Genomic DNA, 21,588 nt, shown 5'->3' with positions numbered 1-21,588 from the left:
CTTGCCGCCTTAGTGGCAATCGCCCGCCGGGCTGCTGCAGCAGCTCGTCGGCGTCTTGCGGGTGGCAAGCAGGTTGACGTTCACGCGGCTGCGCGCCCGGCGCAGCAGGCCGATGACCACAACGTTGAACAGCAGCACCGCCAGAATGCAAACCAGGCTGTAGCGCGGGTGCTGGCTGAAGTTGACCGTCTGGTAGAAGACCGTGGCCAGCGAGTACGCAATGTTCAGACCCCACAGGATAGAGAAGCCCATCCAGCCGCGGCTCGATTCACGCGCAATGGCCCCCATCACCGAGATGCACGGAATGTAGAGCAGAACAAAAATCAGATAGCTGTAGGCCGCAGACGCGCTGCCAAACTTCTCGCCCATGACGCCCATCGCGCCCGTTGCCATTTCGCCGTCGCCTTTGCTGGCTTCGATCGGGTTCGCCAGCACGCTCAGGCTGAAGGTGTCCTTCAGGCTTTGCCAGGTCTCTTCCACCGCACCGAGCAGCTCGTCGCCGAGGCTAAACTCCGCCGGGTTAAATTCCGCTTCCTGAATGTTTTCGGCGGTGTAGAGCGTGTTCAGCGTGCCGACGACCACCTCTTTTGCCATCGCGCCGGTGAACAGGCCCACGGTCGCCTGCCAGTTATCCTCATGCACGCCGATCGGCTTGAAGATTGGGGTGATGAGGCGGCTGACGGAGGCGAGGGCGGAATCGTTAATGTTATCCGCCGCCTGGCCGCTCAGCGTGAAGCTGTTCAGCGCGCTCAGGAAGATGCTCACGATAACAATCACCTTACCCGCGCGCAGCACGAAGCCTTTCAGGCGCTGCCAGGTCTGGATAATCAGGCTTTTCAGGTGCGGAACGTGGTAAACCGGCAGCTCCATCACGAACGGGGACGCTTCGCCGCGCATGATGGTGTGCTTCAGCATCAGGCCGGTCAGGATTGCCATGACGATGCCGAGCACGTACAGCGAGAAGACCGCCAGCGCGCCGTTTTGGCCGAAGAAGGCCGCGGCAAAGACGGCGAAGATCGCAAGACGCGCGCCGCAGGACATAAACGGCGCCATCATGATGGTCATCAGGCGTTCGCGCGGCGCGTCGAGCGTGCGCGCGCCCATCACCGACGGCACGTTACAGCCGAAGCCGACGATCAGCGGCACGAACGATTTACCCGGCAGGCCCAGCGCCTGCATCAGACGGTCCATCACGAACGCGGCGCGCGCCATGTAGCCGGAGTCCTCAAGGAAGGAGAGGAACAGGTACATCATGCCAATCTGCGGCACCAGCGGAAGCACGGTATTGATACCGCCGCCTAGGCCCTGCGCGAGGAAAATCGTCAGCCACTCCGGGAAGTGCAGGGTGTAGCCCAGCCACTGAATGCCGTGAACGAAGAGGGCAACCGAGCCCGCGTCGAAAATGGGCTGGAGCGCGCCGCCGATGTTAATGGCGAGCAGGAACATCACGTACATCACCAGCAGAAAGACCGGCAGGCCGAGGAAGCGGTTGAGCACGATTTTATCGACGGCGGCGGTAAAGCGGCTTGGCTCTGCCGTTAGGGCGTTACTGACCACTTCGCAGGTGGCGGCGATAGCCTGGTAGCGCGCATCGGCAATATGCAGGGCGGGATCGTCGAGTTCGTCCTTCAGGTGTGCCAGGGAGATATCAAGCTTATCCGCCGCCTCGCCCGCATAGGCGCGGCTGTAGATATCTCCTTCCAGCATCTGCAGGCCAAGCCACAGGCGCTGTTTCGCAGGCATGCTTTTGTCCATCTCCTGCGCCAGCAAATTGGCTTCGCGCAGCAGCGGCTGGGCGTAATGCACCAGCTCGACGTTATCATTGCCCGCGTGGCGGTCAATCGCCAGCTTCAGGGCGTCGATGCCGCGCGCGCGGGTAGAGACCAGCGGCACGACGGGACAGCCCAGACGCGCGGAGAGGGCATCCACGTCAATGCGCAGCTTCTGCTTTTCCGCGATATCGAGCATGTTGAGCGCCACGATGCACGGGATGCCCAGCTCCAGCAGCTGCAGCGTCAGGTAAAGGTTGCGCTCAAGGTTAGAGGCATCGACGACGTTAATGAGTAAATCGGCATCGCCGCTCAGAATATAGTGGCAGGCGATTTGCTCATCGAGCGACGTTTGCGACGAAATGGTGGTTAACGAATAGGTGCCGGGCAGGTCAACCAGGGTGACCTGATTGTCCGTCGTGGAGAACTGGCCTTCTTTGCGTTCAACCGTTACGCCTGCCCAGTTACCGACGCGCTGGCGCGCGCCCGTAAGCTGGTTAAATAGGGTTGTCTTGCCGGAATTAGGATTGCCAATTAAGCCAATAGTTAATTTTTTCATTGTTTTAGACTCACTGAACCGCTGGCTGTTATCGGGATAACGCTTCAACTTCAATTAAGGCGAGGTCTTTCTTACGTAAAACCAAATTTACCCGTCGGGTTTCGATATGCACCGGATCGCCCAGCGGCGCCACGCGCACGACCTGGAACGACGAGCCGGGCAGCATGCCCAGCGAGAGCAGCTTTTGCCGATAGGCCGGGCTAATTTCACGGGTGAAACCGATAATTTTCCATGCACTGTCTGGAGTGAATTGCATAGCGCCTACTTTCACGAGAGGTTAAATAATCTACACTGCGATGATAATGAGAATAGTTTTTATCAGCAATATTAAAACTGTGACGGAATGTTGTTGGCGGTATTAATTTACGGACTGTTTGACCTTGCTCAATATTTGCCGACGTGCCGGGAAAACGAAAAGGAGAGTATTTGTTAACGGGGTGATAATTCGTGGTTTAAATAAGGATGTGCAATCGGTTTCAGATATTATTGCCCTATTTCCCCTCACCCCGACCCTCTCCCCAAAGGGGCGAGGGGGAGAAAGACCGCACCGTGTAGTTCCCTCTCCCCAAAGGGGCGAGGGGGGAAAGACCGCACCGTGCAGTCCCTCTGCCCAAAGGGGCGAGGGGGGAAAGACCGCACCGTGCAGTCCCTCTCCCCAAAGGGGCGAGGGGGAAAAGACCGCACCGTGCAGTCCCTCTCCCCAAAGGGTCGAGGGGGAAAAGACCGCACCGTGCAGTCCCTCTCCCCAAAGGGTCGAGGGGGAAAAGACCGCACCGTGCAGTCCCTCTCCCCAAAGGGGCGAGGGGGGAAAAGACCGCACCGTGCAGTTCCCTCTCCCCAAAGGGGCGAGGGGGAAAAGACCGCACCGTGCAGTCCCTCTCCCCAAAGGGGCGAGGGGGGAAAGACCGCACCGTGCAGTCCCTCTCCCCAAAGGGGCGAGGGGGGAAAGACCGCACCGTGCAGTTCCCTCTCCCTTCTAGGGAGAGGGTTAGGGTGAGGGTTTAGCGTTTTTTACCCATCGCCGCCGCCAGCGCATCCATCATCGCGCTGTTGCCCGCAGGCTGTGCGTCGCGTCCGCGCGGTTTTGCCGCTTTGGCTGCCGGACGCTGCTGCTCGCGCGCACCGCCGCCGCTGCCGCGACGGGCGTTGGTTTCGCCAGGCTGCTCGTCCAGACGCATGGTCAGGGCGATACGCTTGCGCTGCAAATCCACTTCCAGCACTTTCACCTTCACGATGTCGCCCGCTTTGACCACGGTGTGCGGGTCTTCAACGAACTTGTCGGCCAGGGAAGAGATATGCACCAGGCCATCCTGATGCACGCCGATATCCACAAACGCGCCGAAGTTAGTGACGTTAGTCACCGCGCCCTCCAGCACCATGCCGGGCAGGAGGTCGTTCATCGTCTCAACGCCGTCGGCGAAGGTGGCGGTTTTAAACTCAGGGCGCGGATCGCGGCCCGGTTTTTCCAGCTCTTTAATGATGTCAGAAACCGTTGGCACGCCGAATTTCTCGTCGGTGAAATCGACCGCCTTCAGGTTGCGCAGCGCGCTGCTGTCGCCCATCAGGTCCTTCAGCGCCTGCTGGGTGGCGGCCAGAATGCGCTCCACGACCGGATAGGCTTCCGGGTGAACGGTAGACGCATCCAGCGGGTTATCGCCGTGGTTGATGCGCAGGAAGCCCGCGCACTGCTCAAAGGCTTTTGGCCCCAGACGGCTCACCTTCAGCAGCTGCTGGCGGTTCTGGAACTGGCCGTTCTCATCGCGCCAGGCGACGATGTTCTGCGCCATCATGCGGGTCAGGCCCGCCACGCGGGTCAGCAGCGGAACCGACGCGGTGTTCAGGTCAACGCCCACGGCGTTTACGCAGTCTTCCACCACCGCGTCCAGCTTGCGCGCCAGCTGCGTCTGGCTCACGTCGTGCTGATACTGGCCCACGCCGATGGATTTCGGATCAATCTTCACCAGCTCCGCCAGCGGATCCTGCAGGCGACGGGCGATGGAGACCGCGCCGCGCAATGAAACGTCCAGGTCCGGGAACTCCTGCGCCGCCAGTTCGGACGCGGAATAGACCGACGCGCCCGCTTCGCTGACGATCACCTTCTGCGCCGTCACTTTCGGGAACTGCTTCTGTACGTCGAGGTAGAAACGCTCGGTTTCGCGGGACGCCGTGCCGTTACCGATCGCCACCAGCTCGACGTTGTATTTTTCGCACAGGGCCGCAACCACCGTTGCCGCTTTCGCGGCCTGGCCGGTATGCGGATAAATGGTGTCGGTCGCCACCAGCTTGCCGGTGCCGTCAACCACCGCCACCTTCACGCCGGTACGCAGGCCCGGATCGAGGCCCATCGTTGCGCGCAGGCCGGCAGGGGCTGCCATCAGCAGGTCGTGCAGGTTGCGGGCAAAGACGTTGATCGCTTCATCTTCGGCGCGCTCGCGCACGGTGCCCATCAGCTCGGTTTCCAGGTGCATCAGCACCTTAATGCGCCAGGTCCAGCTCACCACGCCTTTGCGCCAGCTGTCCGCCGGGGCGTTGTTCAGGCGCAGGCCGAGGTGGTCGATAATAATCTGCTCGCAGTGGCTCTCTTTCGGCGGCTCGTCAAACTGCGGGTCGGCGTTGAGGGAGAGCTGAAGCACGCCTTCGTTGCGCCCGCGGAACATCGCCAGCGCGCGGTGGGAGGGGGTAGTTGAAATCGGTTCGTGGTGGTCGAAATAGTCGCGGAACTTCGCGCCTTCGTCCTCTTTACCTGCGACCACGGTGGAGACGATGTGGGCGTTCTTCCAGAGGTAATCACGCACTTTAGCGAGCAGGGCGGCGTCTTCAGCGAAGCGCTCCATCAGGATATAGCGCGCGCCGTCGAGCGCGGCCTTGGTGTCCGCAACGCCTTTGTCGGCGTCGATGTATTTCGCCGCTTCGGTTTCAGGATCGTGGGACGGCTCGTTCCACAGGAGATCGGCCAGCGGCTCCAGGCCCGCTTCAATCGCAATTTGTCCGCGCGTGCGGCGCTTCGGCTTGTACGGCAGATAGAGATCTTCGAGTTCGGTTTTGCTCAGGGTGCCGTTGATGGCCTTTTCCAGATCGGCGGTCAGCTTGCCCTGTTCGCCGATGGATTTGAGGATCGCCTGACGTCGGTCTTCCAGCTCGCGCAGGTAGCCCAGGCGGGTTTCCAGGTTACGCAGCTGCGTGTCATCCAGACCGCCGGTGACTTCCTTACGATAGCGTGCAATAAACGGCACGGTGTTCCCTTCATCAAGCAGGCGAACGGCAGCTTCTACCTGTTCGGCTCTGGCCTGAAGTTCACCCGCAATAATGCGGCAGAGCGAATCTTTCATCATGGCTTTATCATCTGTTGGGTCAAAAATCAGGGGATAGTTATACGGGCTGGCACGGCAAAATGCCAGCCACGGAGGGTGCTCTCAGACTATTTTACGTACTCGATTTCGTTCACGTACCAGCTGGCTTCACCGCCAGGCGTCTGTACGACCGCCAAATCGCCCACTTCCTTTTTAAGCAGGGCGCGGGCCATCGGCGAGTCGATAGAGATGTAATCCTTACGACCAAAAATTTCATCATAGCCAACGATGCGAAAGCGCTTGATGTCGCCGTCGTCGTTTTCAATTTCTACCCACGCGCCAAAGAACACCTTTCCCTCCTGCTGCGGGGAGTAATCGACGATTTTAAGGCGCTCAAGGCATTTCGTGAGATAGCGCACCCGCCGGTCGATCTCGCGCAGACGCTTTTTGTTGTACTGATAGTCGGCGTTTTCGCTGCGATCGCCCAGGCTTGCCGCCCAGGTCACTTTTTTGGTGACTTCAGGGCGCTCTTCGCGCCACAGGAAATCCATCTCTTTTTTGAGCTTTTCGTACCCTTCGCGGGTGATAAGGGGCGTTTTCATACGTTGCCTTAATACTCATGACCGTCTGTGCGCACAATACGTACCACATCGCTATACAGACAGGATTAATAATGATTTGTGTGATGAAATGTGCAGATAAGCTGCTGTTAAATATGCTTTGTAACAATTTCGACTAGAATTTATACCAGAATTAGCTGGTCGAACACGTGCACTTTTTTAGAATACGCTGTTATAAGACTATCCGAACCTTTGGGAGTACACACAATGCAAGAGAACTACAAAATTCTGGTCGTAGATGACGACATGCGCCTGCGTGCGCTCCTCGAACGTTATCTGACCGAGCAGGGCTTCCAGGTTCGTAGCGTCGCAAACGCCGAGCAGATGGACCGCCTGCTGACCCGTGAATCGTTCCATCTGATGGTACTCGACCTGATGCTGCCGGGCGAAGATGGTCTCTCTATCTGCCGCCGCCTGCGCAGCCAAAGCAACCCAATGCCGATCATCATGGTCACGGCGAAGGGGGAAGAGGTTGACCGCATCGTGGGCCTCGAAATCGGCGCGGATGATTACATTCCTAAACCGTTTAACCCGCGCGAGCTGCTGGCGCGTATTCGTGCCGTGCTGCGCCGTCAGGCGAACGAGCTGCCGGGCGCGCCGTCGCAGGAAGAAGCGGTTATCGCCTTCGGGAAGTTCAAGCTGAACCTCGGCACGCGCGAAATGTTCCGCGAAGATGAGCCAATGCCGCTTACCAGCGGTGAGTTTGCCGTCCTGAAAGCGCTGGTCAGCCATCCGCGCGAGCCGCTCTCCCGCGACAAGCTGATGAACCTGGCGCGCGGTCGCGAATACTCCGCGATGGAGCGCTCCATCGATGTGCAAATTTCTCGCCTGCGCCGCATGGTGGAAGAAGACCCGGCGCATCCTCGCTATATCCAGACCGTTTGGGGCCTGGGCTACGTATTCGTACCGGACGGTTCTAAAGCATGAGGCGAATGCGCTTCTCGCCGCGAAGCTCATTTGCCCGAACCTTACTGTTGATCGTCACCCTGCTGTTCGTCAGCCTGGTGACGACCTATCTGGTGGTGCTGAACTTTGCAATCCTGCCGAGCCTCCAGCAGTTTAATAAAGTCCTCGCGTACGAAGTGCGTATGCTGATGACCGACAAACTGCAGCTGGAGGACGGCACGCAGCTCGTCGTTCCGCCTGCATTCCGCCGCGAAATCTACCGCGAGCTGGGCATTTCGCTCTACTCGAACGAAGCGGCGGAGGACGCGGGCCTGCGCTGGGCGCAGCACTACGAATTTCTCAGCCAGCAGATGGCGCAGCAGCTCGGTGGCCCAACGGAAGTGCGCGTTGAGGTCAACAAAAGCTCGCCGGTCGTCTGGCTGAAAACCTGGCTGTCGCCCAACATCTGGGTGCGCGTCCCGCTGACGGAAATCCATCAGGGCGACTTCTCGCCGCTGTTCCGCTATACCCTGGCCATTATGCTGCTGGCGATAGGGGGCGCGTGGCTGTTTATCCGCATCCAGAACCGACCGCTGGTCGACCTGGAGCACGCCGCGCTGCAGGTCGGTAAAGGGATTATTCCTCCGCCGCTGCGCGAGTACGGTGCATCTGAAGTGCGTTCGGTGACGCGCGCCTTCAACCATATGGCGGCAGGCGTGAAGCAGCTGGCGGATGACCGTACGCTGCTGATGGCGGGCGTAAGCCACGACCTGCGTACGCCGCTCACGCGTATTCGCCTGGCGACGGAAATGATGGGCGAGCAGGATGGCTATCTCGCGGAGTCTATCAACAAGGACATCGAAGAGTGTAACGCCATCATCGAACAGTTCATCGACTACCTGCGCACCGGGCAGGAGATGCCGATGGAGATGGCCGACCTGAACTCGGTGCTCGGCGAAGTGGTGGCGGCGGAGAGCGGCTACGAACGCGAAATTGATACCGACCTTCAGGCGGGCGAGATCCAGGTGCGTATGCATCCTCTCTCGATCAAGCGCGCGCTGGCGAACATGGTGGTCAACGCGGCGCGCTACGGCAACGGCTGGATCAAGGTCAGCAGCGGTTCAGAACTTAACCGCGCGTGGTTCCAGGTGGAAGACGATGGTCCGGGCATTAAGCCTGAGCAGCGTAAACATCTGTTCCAGCCGTTTGTGCGCGGCGACAGCGCGCGCAGCACCAGCGGTACCGGATTAGGCCTGGCGATTGTGCAGCGTATTGTTGATAACCATAACGGGCTGCTGGAGATTGGCACCAGCGAGCGTGGCGGGCTGTGCATTCGCGCGTGGTTGCCGGTGCCGGTCACGCGGGGGCAGGTGAAAGAGGGTTAATTTCCCCTCACCCCGGCCCTCTCCCCAAAGGGGCGAGGGTGAAAAGATTGCACCGTGCAGCCCTATATTCCTTAGGAGTGAGGTGGAAAAGCTCGCACCGCTCAGTCCCCTCTCCCCTTTGGGGAGAGGGTTAGGGTGAGGGGCTACAGCTTCGGTCCCGCGCTCACCAGCGCTTCACCTGCCGGAGTATCGGTATACTTCTCGAAGTTCTCAATAAACAGCTTAGCAAGCGATTCCGCTTTCTCACGCCACTGCTCCGGGGAGCCGTAGGTGTTGCGCGGATCCAGGATGCGCGTCTCCACGCCCGGCAGTTCGGTTGGGATCGCCAGATCGAACATCGGTAGGGTGAAGGTTTCGGCGTTATCCAGTGAACCATCCAGAATGGCGTCAATGATGGCGCGCGTATCCTTGATAGAAATACGTTTGCCCGTACCGTTCCAGCCGGTGTTGACCAGGTACGCCTGCGCCCCGGAAGCCTGCATGCGCTTCACCAGCACTTCTGCGTACTGCGTCGGGTGCAGCGACAGGAACGCCGCGCCGAAGCAGGCGGAGAAGGTTGGGGTTGGCTCCGTTACGCCGCGCTCGGTACCCGCTAGTTTGGCCGTAAAGCCCGAGAGGAAGTGGTACTGCGTCTGGCTGGCCGTCAGGCGAGAAACCGGCGGCAGTACGCCAAACGCATCTGCCGTCAGGAAAATCACCTTCGTGGCGTGGCCCGCTTTCGAGACTGGCTTCACGATGTTGTCGATGTGGTAAATCGGGTAAGAGACGCGGGTGTTTTCGGTTTTCGAGGCGTCGTCGAAGTCGATGGAGCCGTCGGCGCGCACGGTGACATTCTCCAGCAGCGCATCGCGGCGGATGGCGTGGAAGATATCCGGCTCGGCCTCTTCAGACAGGCGAATGGTCTTCGCGTAGCAGCCGCCTTCAAAGTTAAATACGCCGTCGTCGTCCCAGCCGTGCTCGTCATCGCCGATCAGGCGGCGTTTTGGATCGGTGGAGAGGGTGGTTTTACCGGTGCCGGACAGGCCGAAGAATACCGCCACGTCGCCTTTTTCACCGACGTTCGCCGAGCAGTGCATGGAGGCGATACCGCGCAGCGGCAGCAGGTAGTTCATCACCGAGAACATCCCTTTCTTCATTTCGCCGCCGTACCAGGTCCCGCCGATCAGCTGGATGCGCTCGGTGAGGTTAAAGGCGATAAAGTTTTCGGAGTTTAGACCCTGCTCTTTCCACTGCGGGTTCGTGCATTTCGCGCCGTTCATGACGATGAAATCCGGGGTGAAATCCTGGAGCTCTTCGTCGGTTGGGCGAATAAACATGTTCTTCACGAAATGCGCCTGCCAGGCCACTTCGGTAATAAAGCGAACGGAAAGGCGGGTGTCGGCGTTAGCGCCGCAGAATGCATCGACAATAAACAGGCGTTTGCCGGAGAGTTGGTGAGTGACGAGACCTTTCAGGTGCTGCCAGGTTTCAGGGGAAAGCGGCTTGTTATCGTTTTTACCTTTGCCTTTATCGGCCCACCACAGCGTATCGCGGGTGGTGTCGTCTCGGACGATGTATTTATCCTTAGGCGAACGGCCGGTAAAGATACCGGTGTCAACGGCGATAGCCCCCAGGTTCGTCAACACTCCACGCTCGTAGCCTTCCAGCGCTGGGTTAAGCTCTTCCTGATACAGCGTATCGTAGTCGGGGTTGTAGACGACTTCCTGGACGTCGTGAATACCATAAGCCTTGAGATCTTGCGGGGTTAAACCAGTAACACGCATATCACTGCTCCTTAGCCAATATGTACTGTCTGAAATTGTAGGGTTTTTCTGTGGTTGTTAACCGCGACGGGGCTCATAGATTTACGTATCTGGACAAAACCCTTGCTTACGGAAAACGCTGCGACTCCAGTCACAGGGCGGGCAGATTATCGCAGGAATCGCTTTTTGGTTGGGGAAAATGTTCTTAAAAGGTTAAGGGGTGGTGAATTTATCCGTGGGAATGTGAATGTAATCGCATACATGTTGGAAAGTTACGTAAGGATTACACTGTTAAAAACGATTCACGTCTCCTGCCGTTAATCTTTCAGATTATGCTCTGGGGGCCGGGCGACCGCATCGGTGAGACAATACGCTTTTCGCAATTAAGGGATGAGAGATGGAAAACAGTGAAGTGTTATCGCCAGCCGCGCGCGTCGCCGTGGTGCTGGCGGGCGCGGCGCAGGGGTTAATTTGCTACCTGATTAGCTGGTATATCGACTACGCGAGCCTGCCGTACGATACGCTGTGGCTGGTGTGCGTCGTGCCTGCTAGCGTGGTGATGACGGCCACGCTCTCGCTTTCCATAACCACATTTCGCAAACCGTTGCTGTGGCTGGCGCTGGGCGCGATCGGTGCCGCCGTGGCGGGAATGGGCGTCTGGCTGAAATGGCGCGTTTCGGGTCTGGATAAATGGGACGTCCGGGACGCGGTGCTGCTGTTCGGCTTCCATCTGATGCTGATGACGCTGTTCATGTTGCCCTGGCTGCAAAGGCGGCTTGCTGCCGCGTCGGCAGCGTCATTTTACAGCGATTTTTACGCCAGGAACTGGCATAACGCGCTGACGCTAATGGTGATTTTTGTCTCCAATGGCCTGTTCTGGCTGGTGCTTTTCCTGTGGGCCGAGCTGTTCAAGCTGATTGGTATTCCCTTTTTCGAGCGGCTGTTCTTCGATACCGGCTGGTTTATTGCCGTTTCGCTTGGCGTGGTATCCGCGAGCGCGGCGGTGCTTGCGCGGGTTCAGGGGCGGCTCATCGTCGCCTTACAAAACCTGCTCACGCTGATTGCCACCGGGCTGCTGCCCCTGATGGCGGCGCTGGCCTTGCTCTTCATTGCCGCGCTGCCGTTTGTCGGCTTCGACACCATTTCAGCGCGGATATCCGCGGCTGGCCTGTTAACCACGCTGGCGCTTCTGCTGCTCTTTCTGGTGACCATCGTCTGGCATCCACAGCGCCGCGCGTTGCCCTATTACGCACCGCTGCGCGGCCTAATCCAGCTGGCCGTCATGATTGCGCCGGTGTATCCCCTGCTTGCCGGATGGGCGCTATGGCTGCGCATTTCGCAGTACGGCTGGTCGCCCGAGCGGCTCTATGGCGTGCTGATAACAGCGGTGGCGCTGGTATGGGCGGCGGGCTTTTGCGCCAGCGTAATATTCACCCGGCGTGAACCGCAGAAGCTTCAGGGGTATATTGTTCCCGCGGCAGGGCTTCTCTCGCTCGCCTTTCTGGTGTTGATCCATACTCCCGTGCTCGATCCGTGGCGCATCAGCGTCAACAGCCATATGGCGCGCTATCAGGAGGGACGCATCACGGCGGATCAGGTGAGCCTGTATATGCTCAGCAGCAGCGGGCGCGAGGGACGAGAGGCGATGAAAGCGCTGCAAAACGATCCGCAGTTCACCGCCAGCCCTAAACGCCTGCGCGAGCTTAACGGGCTGCTTACCGGAAACGCCGGAGGCACCGCGACGGTTCCGACGCTGGAGAAGGTCATTCAGATTGCTCCGGGAACGCCGCGCCCTGATGACGCGCTGTGGCAGGCCATGCTCAAGGAGCAGTATCGGTTTGATACGTGCAGCATTGAGCAGAAAAACTGCCTGCTCATGGCGATGGATCTCAACGGTGACGGCAGGCCGGAAGCGGTGGTGTACCAGTTCAGCGCCCACACCATTACGGCCTTTACGCAAACCAACACGGGCTGGAGAATTGCCGGAGATGCCTGGAAAATGCCTGAAAGCCTGACCCGAGATGAATTTGACCGCGCGCTGAAGCAGGGGAAAGTGAAACCGGTCGTGAAGCCGTGGGCAGATATCGAGATTTTTGGGGAGCGAGTGGGGATGAGCTACGACAGCTACAGCAACGCGCAGTGGCGCTAGCCGTTTTTAAGCCGGGTGGCGCTAACGCTTACCCGGCCTACAAGCTCCGTAGGCCCGCGCAGGCATAGCGCCGCCGGGCAACGGGCTCAGCGCTTAGTGAACCTGCGGATCCGCCGGAGAGGCGTTATTGCGGATCTCAGCGATGTCCATCGAATTGAACACGTAGTGCGTGCCGCAATAGTCGCAGTGCATGTCGATTTCACCGTCTTCCGCCATGATGCTGTCGATCTCTTCGTCCGGCAGCGTTTTCAGGGCACCGGCGCAGCGCTCGCGGGAGCAGGTGCACTTGAACTCAACGTTCTGCGGATCGTAAACCGTCACTTCTTCTTCGTGATACAGACGCCACAGCACGTCGGTGGCCGACAGGGTGAACAGCTCTTCCGCTTTGATGGTTTCTGTCAGCGTCGCCAGGTGCTCGAAGTCGTTGGTCTGCGCGTCCTGGGCTGGCAGAACCTGCAGCAGCATGCCGCCCGCAGCGGGCTGGCCGTCCACTTCACCGGTGCGGATGAACAGGCGGGTTGGCAGCTGTTCAGAGCGCATGAAGTAATCTTCCAGGCAGGCCGCCAGGGTATCGCCTTCCAGGCCGACAACGCCCTGATAGCGCTCGCCTTCTTCCGGCGAAATGGTGATGACCAGATAGCCGTTACCAACCAGGGTTTTCAGGTCCGCATTTTCAGGCACGTCGCCCTGAACGCGAGCGACGCCGCGCATCTGCTGCTGGTTGTTACCATTAATCACCGCCAGCGTCATCGGGCCATCGCCTTGAAGCTGCACGGTAATATCCCCGGCAAACTTCAGCGTGGCGGTCAGCAGGCTGGTGGCAACCAGCAGTTCGCCCAACAGGTTTTTGACCGGCAGCGGGTAATTGTGGTTTTCCAGAATCTGTTTCCAGGTTTCTGAAACGGTGACCAGCTCGCCGCGAACGGCAAATTGTTCAAACAGATAGCGGTGTAATTGGTCGTGTTGGGCCATAATAGTCTCTCGTGCAGGTGAGGGTTACTCGGTCTCACCGTGTTTAAATTTCATCAGATCGCGGCGCTCTTTCTTATCCGGTCGCCGGTCCGGGTGTGGCATCGTCAGCGCGTTCATTTTGCGCGCCAGCGCGGTTTTCTCGCGCTTTTCAATGCTTTCTGCCGTCTCTTCATAAAGCAAAACGGCTTCGGTTGCGGGGCGACGCTGCTCGGTGATGGCTTTCACCACCACCGTTTTTTCATCGTTACCCTGGCGAAGCGTCAGGGTGGCATTCAGTTCAACCAGCTTGCTCGGTTTGCTGCGCTGGCCGTTATAATGCACTTTCCCGCCGTCAACCATCTCGCGGGCGAGGGCGCGCGTTTTATAAAAACGGGCGGCCCACAGCCATTTATCCAGTCTTACCCCATCTGCGGGTTTTTCCTTCATGGCGTCTCCTTCACGGTGAGTGAGGGGATCATCCGGCGATAGTCGTTCAGCCCCGGATGACGCGAATAGCTTTTTTCAGCCAGGCCAGAATCAGGATTGGTCACGCCTAAGCAATAGCGAATACCAAACTGGGCTGCGGAATCCAGAATCGGCTCGCTGTCATCAATAAACAGCGTGCGCTCCGGCTGCAGGCCGGTCTCTTCCGCCACCGCGTGCCACAATCGCTGATCTTCTTTCGGATAACCAAATGTGTGGGTGGAAAGTAATAAATCAAGGTGTGAAGCAAGTCCGGTATGTTCCAGCTTCACCGCCAGGTTATGCGGATGCGCGTTAGTAAGCAGAATACGGCGCTTGCCGCTGGCTTTGAGCGCATCCAGGAACGGAACCGTATCTTCACGCAGCGTGGCGCGCGGCCCCTGGGCGGTGGTCATGGCACAAATATCGAGGCCGAGCTTCTCGCTCCAGTAGTCGAGACAGTACCAGTTTAGCGTATGCTGCACCGCGCTATATTGCGAACGAATGAATTTCTGCGCTTCTGCCGGGGAGATGCCCTGCCGTTCGCCATAGGTTTCTGGCACCAGTTTTTGCCAGAAATAGTTATCGAAGGCGAGATCGAGCAGCGTGCCGTCCATATCCAGCAGGACGGTATCGACCTCCTGCCAGGCGATATCAAAATGCATAGGGAAACTCTCCAGCCAGATGAAACGTGCGCGACAGGGTAGCATAACTTGTCGCGCCGTGACGTTATCCGATCAGGCTTTCCGGAGAGGAGATCAGTTTAGGATTGAGGCAATTTTCGTAGTACTGCTGGATCTCCGCCAGGCGAGTGCGGGAGCGCTGGTAGCGGCGTAGTGCCGCATAGCCGTTCCAGCAAATACACGCCAGCATCGCTATCATCAGCAGCGATGTGCCGAAGTAGCGCCACAGGCCTGCGCTGTCCGGCATGCGGTGGAGATCGACATGGCGCGTACCGTTGGCATCTGTATAGATGCCTGTGACGATGCCTTCGGCGCTGAACGGCGTTTGCATCAGCATCTGCGCAAGGCGCTGGAACGCGGCCCACTGCTCTTGCGCAGGATAATCGTACAGCGAAACCTGGGGATAAGGCTGGTCGACCAGGTCGCTGCCTTCATCGCTAACAATCACAAACCCGCCCGGCGCCGGGCTGTTAAGCGCCTGGGCCGCACGGGTGGTTTCGCGCATCACAAACGGCGCGGTTGAGGTCGCCACCAGGTTATCCAGCGACTCGGCGCTGACCGGGCGCAGCAGCACGTTAACACCGTCAAGGCGGCCCGCTTCGGCGCGCTTCACCAGCGCTTCCCAGTCTTTGCTGTTGCCCAGGTTAACCAGCGCATTTTTCAGGCGTACGCACTCGTCCTGCGCAGAGCACAAATCCTGTGTTTTCAGGACGATTTCGGCAAAGTCATCCAGCAGCACCATGCCTGATTTCTGAATAGCGGAGCGCAGGGCAGGGCTGACGCGCGAGTCATCATCCGGTTTTGGATGGAGCTGGCGGCTGACCGTTTGGGTAAGCGCGTTGGCCTTATTGACCACGTCTGATTCCGGCAGCGGCAGCGGCGCGGCGTCGTTCCAGATGATTTGCGAGCAGTCGAACGGCGCAAACGGCGAGTTCTGACGCGTATTCCAGGCGCCTGGCGTGTGGATATTACACATGCCGGTACCCTTCAGGCGCAGCGTATCGCCCACCCTGACGCCGGCCTCGTTCAGCTGTTTGACGCTGGTGGCCTCCACCGTTTGCGCCCCCTTAATCCATGACAGGGTGAATTTAATCGGCATATCCAGCGGAACGAACAGCAGCAGCATTGCAAAGACCAGCGCCGCGCCGCCCGCAATCACCGTGCTGCGCAGCCAGTGCTGCAGCGGGAAGTTTTTAACCTCGTCGTGCAGAGAAAGGTAACGTCCCTGGCGCACGACGTGGCGGTCAAGGTAGATATCAATATCGGTTTTGTGCCCTAAATCCTGGGCAATCCACGGCTGCCAGTGGCGCGGATAAATAAGATCGATAATTCCGAGGGAGATATTGTTGATATGCTCCTGATCGTTCTCGCCAAACAGGCCCCAGCGCTTTGGCGTCCCGCGCAGGCAGTGAATTTCACGTAGTGAGGTCTTTGTCGGATGCGCAAACAGCCCCCACAGCCCGGCCGCCAGCAGCAGGACGCCGCCGCCAGCCAGCCAGGGGACAAAGACGTCCGGTGTTAGCAGGCAGAAGAAAAAGAGCAGGAATGACGCCACGATCAACGCCGCCTCGCGAATGCCGTCCGGACGGTTGAGGGAGTACTCTTCGCGCGTTTCCTGACGAATATTCAGCAGCTCTATCTGCTCCGTCTCTTCACCGCGAATAGAGGCTTGCGTTGCGCTGGCGCGCTCCAGGGCGAAGCGCGGGGCTTCCTGAAGGTACTCGCTCAGGGTGTGCCCATTCAGGGTGATGACCAGCGGCAGCGAGTCGGTATGGATCAGCTCAACGCTGTTTTCGTCGTTGATGTACTGCTCCCAGAACGGCGGGAGATGAACCTCGACGGAATCAAGATAGTAGCGCCATTTATTGGGATCGTCGGTGGTGATGCCGTAGCGGGTGATTGAGCGCGTCACGCACAGTACGGTGTCGCTTTGTGCGTTCAGATTAAGCGTAATAGGAGCGGTCGTGGCACCCGTTGGCCCAGGCGTAAGCTGAGAACGGTTGAGGGTTTCAAGATACTGTTCGACGGTGCTGCGCTCTTCAGACGAGAGCTTGCGCGTGGTTGCACCCGCAAAAGCGTTCAGGAAGGGCAGCCGAAATTGTCGATATACGCGGCGTCTGTATAACCAACCCGCAATTATTGCGCCAGCCAGCACAGCCGCGAGAAAAATCAAAATGGTGCTCATGCTTTCCCCATCTTACTTATCTTCTTACAGGTGTAGTCAGTCGCACCCTGAACATTGAATGAGAATCTGTGGTTGGCTATCGGCAAGTATGGAGTCGAACTTGAGCATTTTGAAGCGCATCCCAGTGATCGACGATGATAGCAAAGCGTTTACTGGCGCGATATCAGCAAATTCCTGGAAACTTTTCAACCTCTTGACATTTGTTTTGAATTGAGAACTGAATCTTGTTACGTTGCAAAAATGTAAATACAGAGCAATTGACATTGCCCAAACCGTGCGGCCTATCGCACAATAAACCCAGTGCACACAGCAAAGACCCTTCAAGATGAGTAAACCATTACAAAAGCCCACGATCCTGAATGTTGAAACGGTTGCGAAATCTCGCCTGTTTAATGTCGAGAGCGTGGATCTCGAGTTCAGCAACGGCGTGCGTCGCGTTTATGAACGTATGCGACCTTCCGCGCGCGAGGCGGTGATGATCGTTCCCATTGTCGACGATCATCTGATCCTGATCCGCGAATATGCCGTAGGCACAGAATCGTACGAGCTTGGCTTCTCAAAAGGCCTCATTGACCCGGGCGAAACCGTGTTTGAAGCGGCAAATCGCGAGCTTAAAGAAGAGGTGGGTTTTGGTGCGAATGAACTGTCGTTCCTGAAAAAGCTGAGCATGGCGCCTTCCTACTTTTCCAGCAAAATGAATATCGTGGTGGCCGAAGATCTCTACCCAGAAAAGCTGGAAGGGGATGAGCCGGAACCGCTGCCGCAGGTTCGCTGGCCGCTGGCGCACCTGATGGATCTGCTTGAAGACCCGGACTTTACTGAAGCCCGCAACGTGAGCGCGTTGTTCCTGGTGCGGGAGTGGCTGAAGGCGCAGGGCCGGCTGTAGCGCAAAAAAAAGCCGGGTGGCGGCTTCGCCTGACCCGGCCTACGTTCATGCCCGGTTTTACCGGGCATTTTTATGCTTAAAACAGCTCGTGCGTCTCGCCGTTATCAATCAGCGTCGTTCCCACCTCATGCACCGCCTGCGTGGTTGGCTGCGTACCTTCGATGAAATACTCCGTGCGGCTGTTGCCGCCATTGGCCAACTGGCCGGTGCTGCGATCGATATTGACCGTCACAATGCCCGGCGGCGGGGTCAGCGGCTGTTCCGGCACGCCCTCGAGGACGGCCTTCATGTACGCGTCCCACGCGGGCTGTGCGCTCTTCGCGCCGCCTTCGTAGCCGGAAATCTGATCTTTAATCGCGCCAGATGCCGTGGTGCGGCCCAGGTCACGACGGTGATCGTCAAACCCGATCCATACGGACGTCACGACGCCCGGGCCATAGCCTGAGAACCACGCATCCTTCGAGCTGTTGGTGGTCCCGGTTTTGCCGCCGATGTCGTGGCGCTGCAGGTCACGGCCCGCTCGCCAGCCGGTTCCCTGCCAGCCCGGTTCGCCGAAGATATTGGTGTTCAGCGCGCTTTTAATCAGGAATGACAGCGGCGTGTTGATGACGTGCGGGGCATACTCCTGCGCGCCCGCCTGCGCCACCAGCGCCTGATTGGCCTGCTCCAGCTGCGGCTTCGGCACGGCCAGGTTCTGCTGTTCCTGAGAAATGGCAACGTCTTCCATGTCCTTGTTCTCAAGCACGTTTGATTTCGGCGTATCGCCGTAAATCACAGGCAGGTCGCACTCTGGGCAGGCAATTTTCGGTTTTGCCTCAAAGAGTACGCCGCCCTGGTCATTTTCGATTTTGGTGATGAAATACGGATCGACCAGGAAGCCGCCGTTGGCCATGACCGAATAGCCGCGCGCGACCTGAAGCGGCGTAAAGGAGGCCGAGCCCAGCGCCAGCGATTCGGTGTGCACAATGTTCTGCGCCGGGAAGCCGAAGCGCTGCAGATACTCTGCCGCATAGTCGACGCCCATCGCGCGCATGGCGCGAACCATCACCACGTTTTTCGACTGTCCCAGACCCTGACGAAGACGAATCGGGCCCGCATATTGCGCCGGAGAGTTCTTCGGCTGCCAGTCGGAGCCTGCACCGGCATCCCAGCGGGAAATCGGCACGTCGTTCAGAATGCTGGCAAGCGTCAGCCCTTTATCCATCGCGGCGGTGTAGAGGAACGGCTTAATGTTCGAGCCGACCTGACGCAGGGCCTGCGTGGCGCGGTTGAACTTGCTCTGGTTGAAATCAAAGCCGCCCACCAGTGCCATGATGGCGCCGTTCTGCGGATTAATGGAGACCAGCGCGGAGTTCACGTCCGGCACCTGCGCCAGCCACCAGGTATCGCCTACCTGACGCACCCAGATTTGCTGCCCGGCCTGCACCGCGTCGGTTACTTTGCGCGGCGTTGGGCCCTGCAGCGTGTCGGAACGGTACGGACGCGCCCAGCGGATGCCGTCCATGCGCAGCGACACCGAGGTGCCGTCGGCCATCATGGCGACCGCTTCCTGTGGATTCGCCTCGGTGACCACGGCCGGCAGCAGCGGGCCATACGTCGGCAGCGACTTCAGCGAATCGGTGATTTTTTTGCTATCCCATGCGCCTTCGCCCACTTTCCACAACACGTTCGACGGGCCGCGGTAGCCGTGGCGCATGTCGTAGTCCATTACGTTATTGCGTAGCGCCTGCTGTGCCGCCTGCTGCACTTTACGGGTGACGGTAGTGTAGACGCGATACCCGTCTTCATAGGCATTCTCACCGTAGCGGCTCATCATCTCCTGACGAACCATTTCGGTGAGGTAAGGCGCGGAGAAGGCGATCTCCGGCGCGTGGTAATTGGCGTCAATCACCTCGCTGCGCGCCCGATCGTACTCGCTTTGGCTGATGTAGCCCTCGCTCAGCATGCGGGACAGCACCACGTTACGGCGCGCGGTTGCGCGGTCCAGCGAGTAGAGCGGGTTAAACGTTGACGGCGCTTTTGGCAGGCCAGCAATGGTGGCCATTTCGCTTAAGGTCAGCTGGTCAATCGGCTTGCCGAAGTAGACCTGCGCCGCAGCACCCACGCCATAGGCGCGGTAGCCAAGATAGATCTTGTTGAGATAGAGCTCGAGGATCTCATCTTTGTTCAGCAGCTGCTCAATGCGGATCGCGAGAAACACCTCTTTGATCTTACGCATCAGCGTTTTTTCAGGGCTGAGGAAGAAGTTACGCGCCAGCTGCTGCGTAATCGTACTCGCCCCCTGGGACGCGTGGCCGGAGAACAGCGCCACGCTGGCGGCGCGGAAAATACCCACCGGGTCGACGCCGTGGTGCTCGTAAAAACGGCTGTCCTCGGTCGCGATAAAGGCTTTCACCATCACAGGGGGGATTTGGTTTAAGGTCAATGGGATACGGCGTTTCTCACCGTATTGCGCCATCAGCTCGCCATCGGCGCTGTAGACCTGCATAGGGATCTGGAGCCGCACATCACGCAGTGTGGCGACATCGGGCAGCTGCGGCTCAATATATTTGTACAAACCATAAATCGAGCCTGCTCCCAGCAGAATGCAACAGACTGCAAGGGTCAATAAATACTTTACGAACTTCACCGGAGATTTCCCATTTGGTTCCACTTGGGCAGTTTCTAAACAATCGCGCGGTAGTATAAAGGCAAGCCTGATTCATTGATATAGCCGTCAAACCGACGGGCGATAAGGAGATCGTGAAGCATGGCTTTTAAAACGTGGCAAACGGGCGTTCATATTCAACAAGATAAGGTGCTGATTGTTGCGCTAACGCGCGAGAAACGGGCCTGGCGTCTGCGGCGCTGGTGGGCCGTTCCGCTGGCTGAGGGCATTATCCGCGACGGGAAAATCATCGAACCACAGCGGCTGACTGATGCCCTGCGCGGCTGGCGGCAAACGTTGCCGCACTACCACCGGATATACCTCTCATTTCCCGCCTCGAGGACGCTGCAAAAAATCCTGCCGCGTCCTGCGCTCGCTCTGCGCGACAGCGAACAGGCGTCGTGGATCGGCTCGGCCCTGTCACGCGAGCTGGAAATGCCCGCTGACGCCCTCTGCTTTGACTATACGCAAGACACCTTCAGCAATAGCTATCACGTAACGGCCGCACAAAATAAAGAGGTCGACGCGCTTCTGGCGCTGGCCGAGGCGCTGCGCCTGCGGCTGGTGGCGATCGTGCCGGATGCGGGGGCGCTGAAGAACCTTCTTTCAGCCGTTGCGCCTGCGCAGTGCGTTGCATGGCGGGATGAGCTCCAGTGGCTATGGGCGATGCGCCACCAGTGGGGAAGACGGCCGGTGACGGAGGCTGCCCATATTGCCGATCTGGCGGCGCTCCTCGCGCTTTCTGTTCACGAGATAGCCCTGTTTGACGACGCCCGCGCTCCGTGGGAAACCGTTGCGCGCTGCCAGCCCCCGCTGCCCGACGGCGCGGATTTTACCGTAGCCATCGCGCTGGCGATGAGCGAGGCGCAGCCATGAGAACGGCGAATCTCTTTCCGTGGCGTCCGCGCAGGCAGGCGCGCTGCCTGCGCGTCTGGGGCGGGATAGTGGCTGTCTCGCTGCTGGCCATCGTGGCCATCATCGGCGCGCTGCGCGCAGACAGGGCCCTAACGCTGCGGGCGCAAAACAGCGTAGTCGCGGGCGTGAGCGAGGTGAATCGAACGCTTGCGGCCCGCCGGGCGCAGTGGGGCTCCACGCAAACGCAGGCCGTGGAGCCGACGCTTCCTCCGGTGCCGTGGCCAGCGGCGCTGGCGTCCGTTGCCGTTGTGCTTCCTCCGCAGGCATGGCTGAGCGAGCTTCGCTATCAGCCGCCCTCGCTGGTGCTAACGGGATATGCTACCGCGCTTCCGGCGCTCTCCGCCCTGCGGGGCGAACTCGGGAAGATCGTGGGGTTCACTCCCGGCAAAACGGGTGAATTACAGCAGGATGCTGAAGGGCGCTGGATGTTCACTTTTCAGGTGAAAAGCCGGGGGTAGCG

16 protein-coding genes are annotated in these 21,588 nt (G+C 59.0%); 6 read left to right on the top strand and 10 right to left on the bottom strand.

Annotated elements, in window-relative coordinates:
* Positions 1–9: 9 nt before the first annotated feature.
* The 4 genes from feoB to greB form a co-directional block, all read right to left on the bottom strand.
* A complete protein-coding gene (feoB, locus tag DBY73_RS14400; RefSeq protein WP_112011786.1) occupies positions 10–2,328 on the bottom strand; it encodes a Fe(2+) transporter permease subunit FeoB in 2,319 nt (772 codons plus the stop codon).
* A 28-nt stretch (positions 2,329–2,356) separates the two neighbouring features.
* A complete protein-coding gene (gene feoA, locus DBY73_RS14395; RefSeq protein ID WP_024907908.1) occupies positions 2,357–2,584 on the bottom strand; it encodes a ferrous iron transporter A in 228 nt (75 codons plus the stop codon).
* Positions 2,585–3,329: 745 nt separating this feature from the next.
* Complete coding sequence (locus tag DBY73_RS14390) at positions 3,330–5,660, bottom strand: Tex family protein (RefSeq protein ID WP_112011785.1); 2,331 nt, start codon at positions 5,658–5,660, stop codon at positions 3,330–3,332.
* An 86-nt stretch (positions 5,661–5,746) separates the two neighbouring features.
* Complete coding sequence (gene greB / locus DBY73_RS14385) at positions 5,747–6,220, bottom strand: transcription elongation factor GreB (RefSeq protein ID WP_112011784.1); 474 nt, start codon at positions 6,218–6,220, stop codon at positions 5,747–5,749.
* 225 nt (positions 6,221–6,445) lie between these two features.
* On the opposite strand from greB, the gene ompR reads away from it, so the two are divergent.
* Positions 6,446–7,165: a two-component system response regulator OmpR gene (gene ompR, locus DBY73_RS14380; RefSeq protein ID WP_001157751.1), complete on the top strand. Its 720-nt coding sequence runs from the start codon at positions 6,446–6,448 to the stop codon at positions 7,163–7,165.
* Positions 7,162–8,508, top strand: a complete 1,347-nt coding sequence (gene envZ / locus DBY73_RS14375) for a two-component system sensor histidine kinase EnvZ (RefSeq protein ID WP_112011783.1) — start codon at positions 7,162–7,164, stop codon at positions 8,506–8,508. The genes ompR and envZ overlap by 4 nt, the downstream gene beginning before the upstream one ends.
* Positions 8,509–8,651: 143 nt before the next feature.
* Here envZ and pckA read toward each other — a convergent pair whose 3' ends face one another.
* Positions 8,652–10,271, bottom strand: coding sequence for a phosphoenolpyruvate carboxykinase (ATP) (pckA, locus tag DBY73_RS14370; protein ID WP_112011782.1), 1,620 nt, complete (start codon positions 10,269–10,271; stop codon positions 8,652–8,654).
* Between the two features lie 376 nt (positions 10,272–10,647).
* Between pckA and DBY73_RS14365 the strand changes: the two genes are divergently transcribed.
* The gene (locus tag DBY73_RS14365) at positions 10,648–12,399 is read left to right on the top strand and encodes a DUF4153 domain-containing protein (RefSeq protein ID WP_112011781.1); all 1,752 of its coding nucleotides are present in this window, start codon (positions 10,648–10,650) and stop codon (positions 12,397–12,399) included.
* Positions 12,400–12,492: 93 nt separating this feature from the next.
* Here DBY73_RS14365 and hslO read toward each other — a convergent pair whose 3' ends face one another.
* The 4 genes from hslO to DBY73_RS14345 all read right to left on the bottom strand — a co-directional run bounded on the left by hslO (position 12,493) and on the right by DBY73_RS14345 (position 16,680).
* Complete coding sequence (hslO, locus tag DBY73_RS14360) at positions 12,493–13,371, bottom strand: Hsp33 family molecular chaperone HslO (protein WP_112011780.1); 879 nt, start codon at positions 13,369–13,371, stop codon at positions 12,493–12,495.
* Between the two features lie 24 nt (positions 13,372–13,395).
* On the bottom strand, positions 13,396–13,797 hold the full coding sequence (gene hslR / locus DBY73_RS14355) for a ribosome-associated heat shock protein Hsp15 (RefSeq protein ID WP_112011779.1): 402 nt from the start codon (positions 13,795–13,797) through the stop codon (positions 13,396–13,398).
* Positions 13,794–14,477: a GMP/IMP nucleotidase gene (yrfG, locus tag DBY73_RS14350; protein ID WP_112011778.1), complete on the bottom strand. Its 684-nt coding sequence runs from the start codon at positions 14,475–14,477 to the stop codon at positions 13,794–13,796. The genes hslR and yrfG overlap by 4 nt, the downstream gene beginning before the upstream one ends.
* Before the next feature lie 64 nt (positions 14,478–14,541).
* Positions 14,542–16,680: an intracellular growth attenuator family protein gene (locus DBY73_RS14345; RefSeq protein WP_112011777.1), complete on the bottom strand. Its 2,139-nt coding sequence runs from the start codon at positions 16,678–16,680 to the stop codon at positions 14,542–14,544.
* A 325-nt stretch (positions 16,681–17,005) separates the two neighbouring features.
* Here DBY73_RS14345 and nudE point away from each other — a divergent pair, with 325 nt between their 5' ends.
* Positions 17,006–17,566 (top strand): ADP compounds hydrolase NudE, encoded by a 561-nt coding sequence (nudE, locus tag DBY73_RS14335; protein ID WP_112011776.1) that lies wholly within the window; start codon positions 17,006–17,008, stop codon positions 17,564–17,566.
* A 76-nt stretch (positions 17,567–17,642) separates the two neighbouring features.
* Here the strand turns inward: nudE and mrcA are convergent, their stop codons facing one another.
* A complete protein-coding gene (gene mrcA / locus DBY73_RS14330; protein WP_112011775.1) occupies positions 17,643–20,195 on the bottom strand; it encodes a peptidoglycan glycosyltransferase/peptidoglycan DD-transpeptidase MrcA in 2,553 nt (850 codons plus the stop codon).
* A gap of 120 nt (positions 20,196–20,315) precedes the next feature.
* Between mrcA and pilM the strand changes: the two genes are divergently transcribed.
* Together pilM and DBY73_RS14320 are read left to right on the top strand one after the other, a co-directional pair.
* A complete protein-coding gene (gene pilM / locus DBY73_RS14325; RefSeq protein WP_112011774.1) occupies positions 20,316–21,089 on the top strand; it encodes a pilus assembly protein PilM in 774 nt (257 codons plus the stop codon).
* Positions 21,086–21,586: a pilus assembly protein HofN gene (locus DBY73_RS14320; protein WP_112011773.1), complete on the top strand. Its 501-nt coding sequence runs from the start codon at positions 21,086–21,088 to the stop codon at positions 21,584–21,586. The genes pilM and DBY73_RS14320 overlap by 4 nt, the downstream gene beginning before the upstream one ends.
* Positions 21,587–21,588: the final 2 nt, after the last annotated feature.

Source organism: Enterobacter sp. RIT418 (assembly GCF_003057745.1).
In the GTDB taxonomy this organism is placed as follows: domain Bacteria; phylum Pseudomonadota; class Gammaproteobacteria; order Enterobacterales; family Enterobacteriaceae; genus Enterobacter.
This window is presented reverse-complemented; position numbering and strand designations above follow the sequence as displayed.

Excerpts from the sequence above, each read along its gene's own strand:
- feoB (WP_112011786.1), bottom strand. The coding sequence starts at position 2,328 with ATGAAAAAATTAACTATTGGCTTAATTGGCAATCCTAATTCCGGCAAG.
- feoA (WP_024907908.1), bottom strand. The coding sequence starts at position 2,584 with ATGCAATTCACTCCAGACAGTGCATGGAAAATTATCGGTTTCACCCGT.
- DBY73_RS14390 (WP_112011785.1), bottom strand. The coding sequence starts at position 5,660 with ATGATGAAAGATTCGCTCTGCCGCATTATTGCGGGTGAACTTCAGGCC.
- greB (WP_112011784.1), bottom strand. The coding sequence starts at position 6,220 with ATGAAAACGCCCCTTATCACCCGCGAAGGGTACGAAAAGCTCAAAAAA.
- ompR (WP_001157751.1), top strand. The coding sequence starts at position 6,446 with ATGCAAGAGAACTACAAAATTCTGGTCGTAGATGACGACATGCGCCTG.
- envZ (WP_112011783.1), top strand. The coding sequence starts at position 7,162 with ATGAGGCGAATGCGCTTCTCGCCGCGAAGCTCATTTGCCCGAACCTTA.
- pckA (WP_112011782.1), bottom strand. The coding sequence starts at position 10,271 with ATGCGTGTTACTGGTTTAACCCCGCAAGATCTCAAGGCTTATGGTATT.
- DBY73_RS14365 (WP_112011781.1), top strand. The coding sequence starts at position 10,648 with ATGGAAAACAGTGAAGTGTTATCGCCAGCCGCGCGCGTCGCCGTGGTG.
- hslO (WP_112011780.1), bottom strand. The coding sequence starts at position 13,371 with ATGGCCCAACACGACCAATTACACCGCTATCTGTTTGAACAATTTGCC.
- hslR (WP_112011779.1), bottom strand. The coding sequence starts at position 13,797 with ATGAAGGAAAAACCCGCAGATGGGGTAAGACTGGATAAATGGCTGTGG.
- yrfG (WP_112011778.1), bottom strand. The coding sequence starts at position 14,477 with ATGCATTTTGATATCGCCTGGCAGGAGGTCGATACCGTCCTGCTGGAT.
- DBY73_RS14345 (WP_112011777.1), bottom strand. The coding sequence starts at position 16,680 with ATGAGCACCATTTTGATTTTTCTCGCGGCTGTGCTGGCTGGCGCAATA.
- nudE (WP_112011776.1), top strand. The coding sequence starts at position 17,006 with ATGAGTAAACCATTACAAAAGCCCACGATCCTGAATGTTGAAACGGTT.
- pilM (WP_112011774.1), top strand. The coding sequence starts at position 20,316 with ATGGCTTTTAAAACGTGGCAAACGGGCGTTCATATTCAACAAGATAAG.
- DBY73_RS14320 (WP_112011773.1), top strand. The coding sequence starts at position 21,086 with ATGAGAACGGCGAATCTCTTTCCGTGGCGTCCGCGCAGGCAGGCGCGC.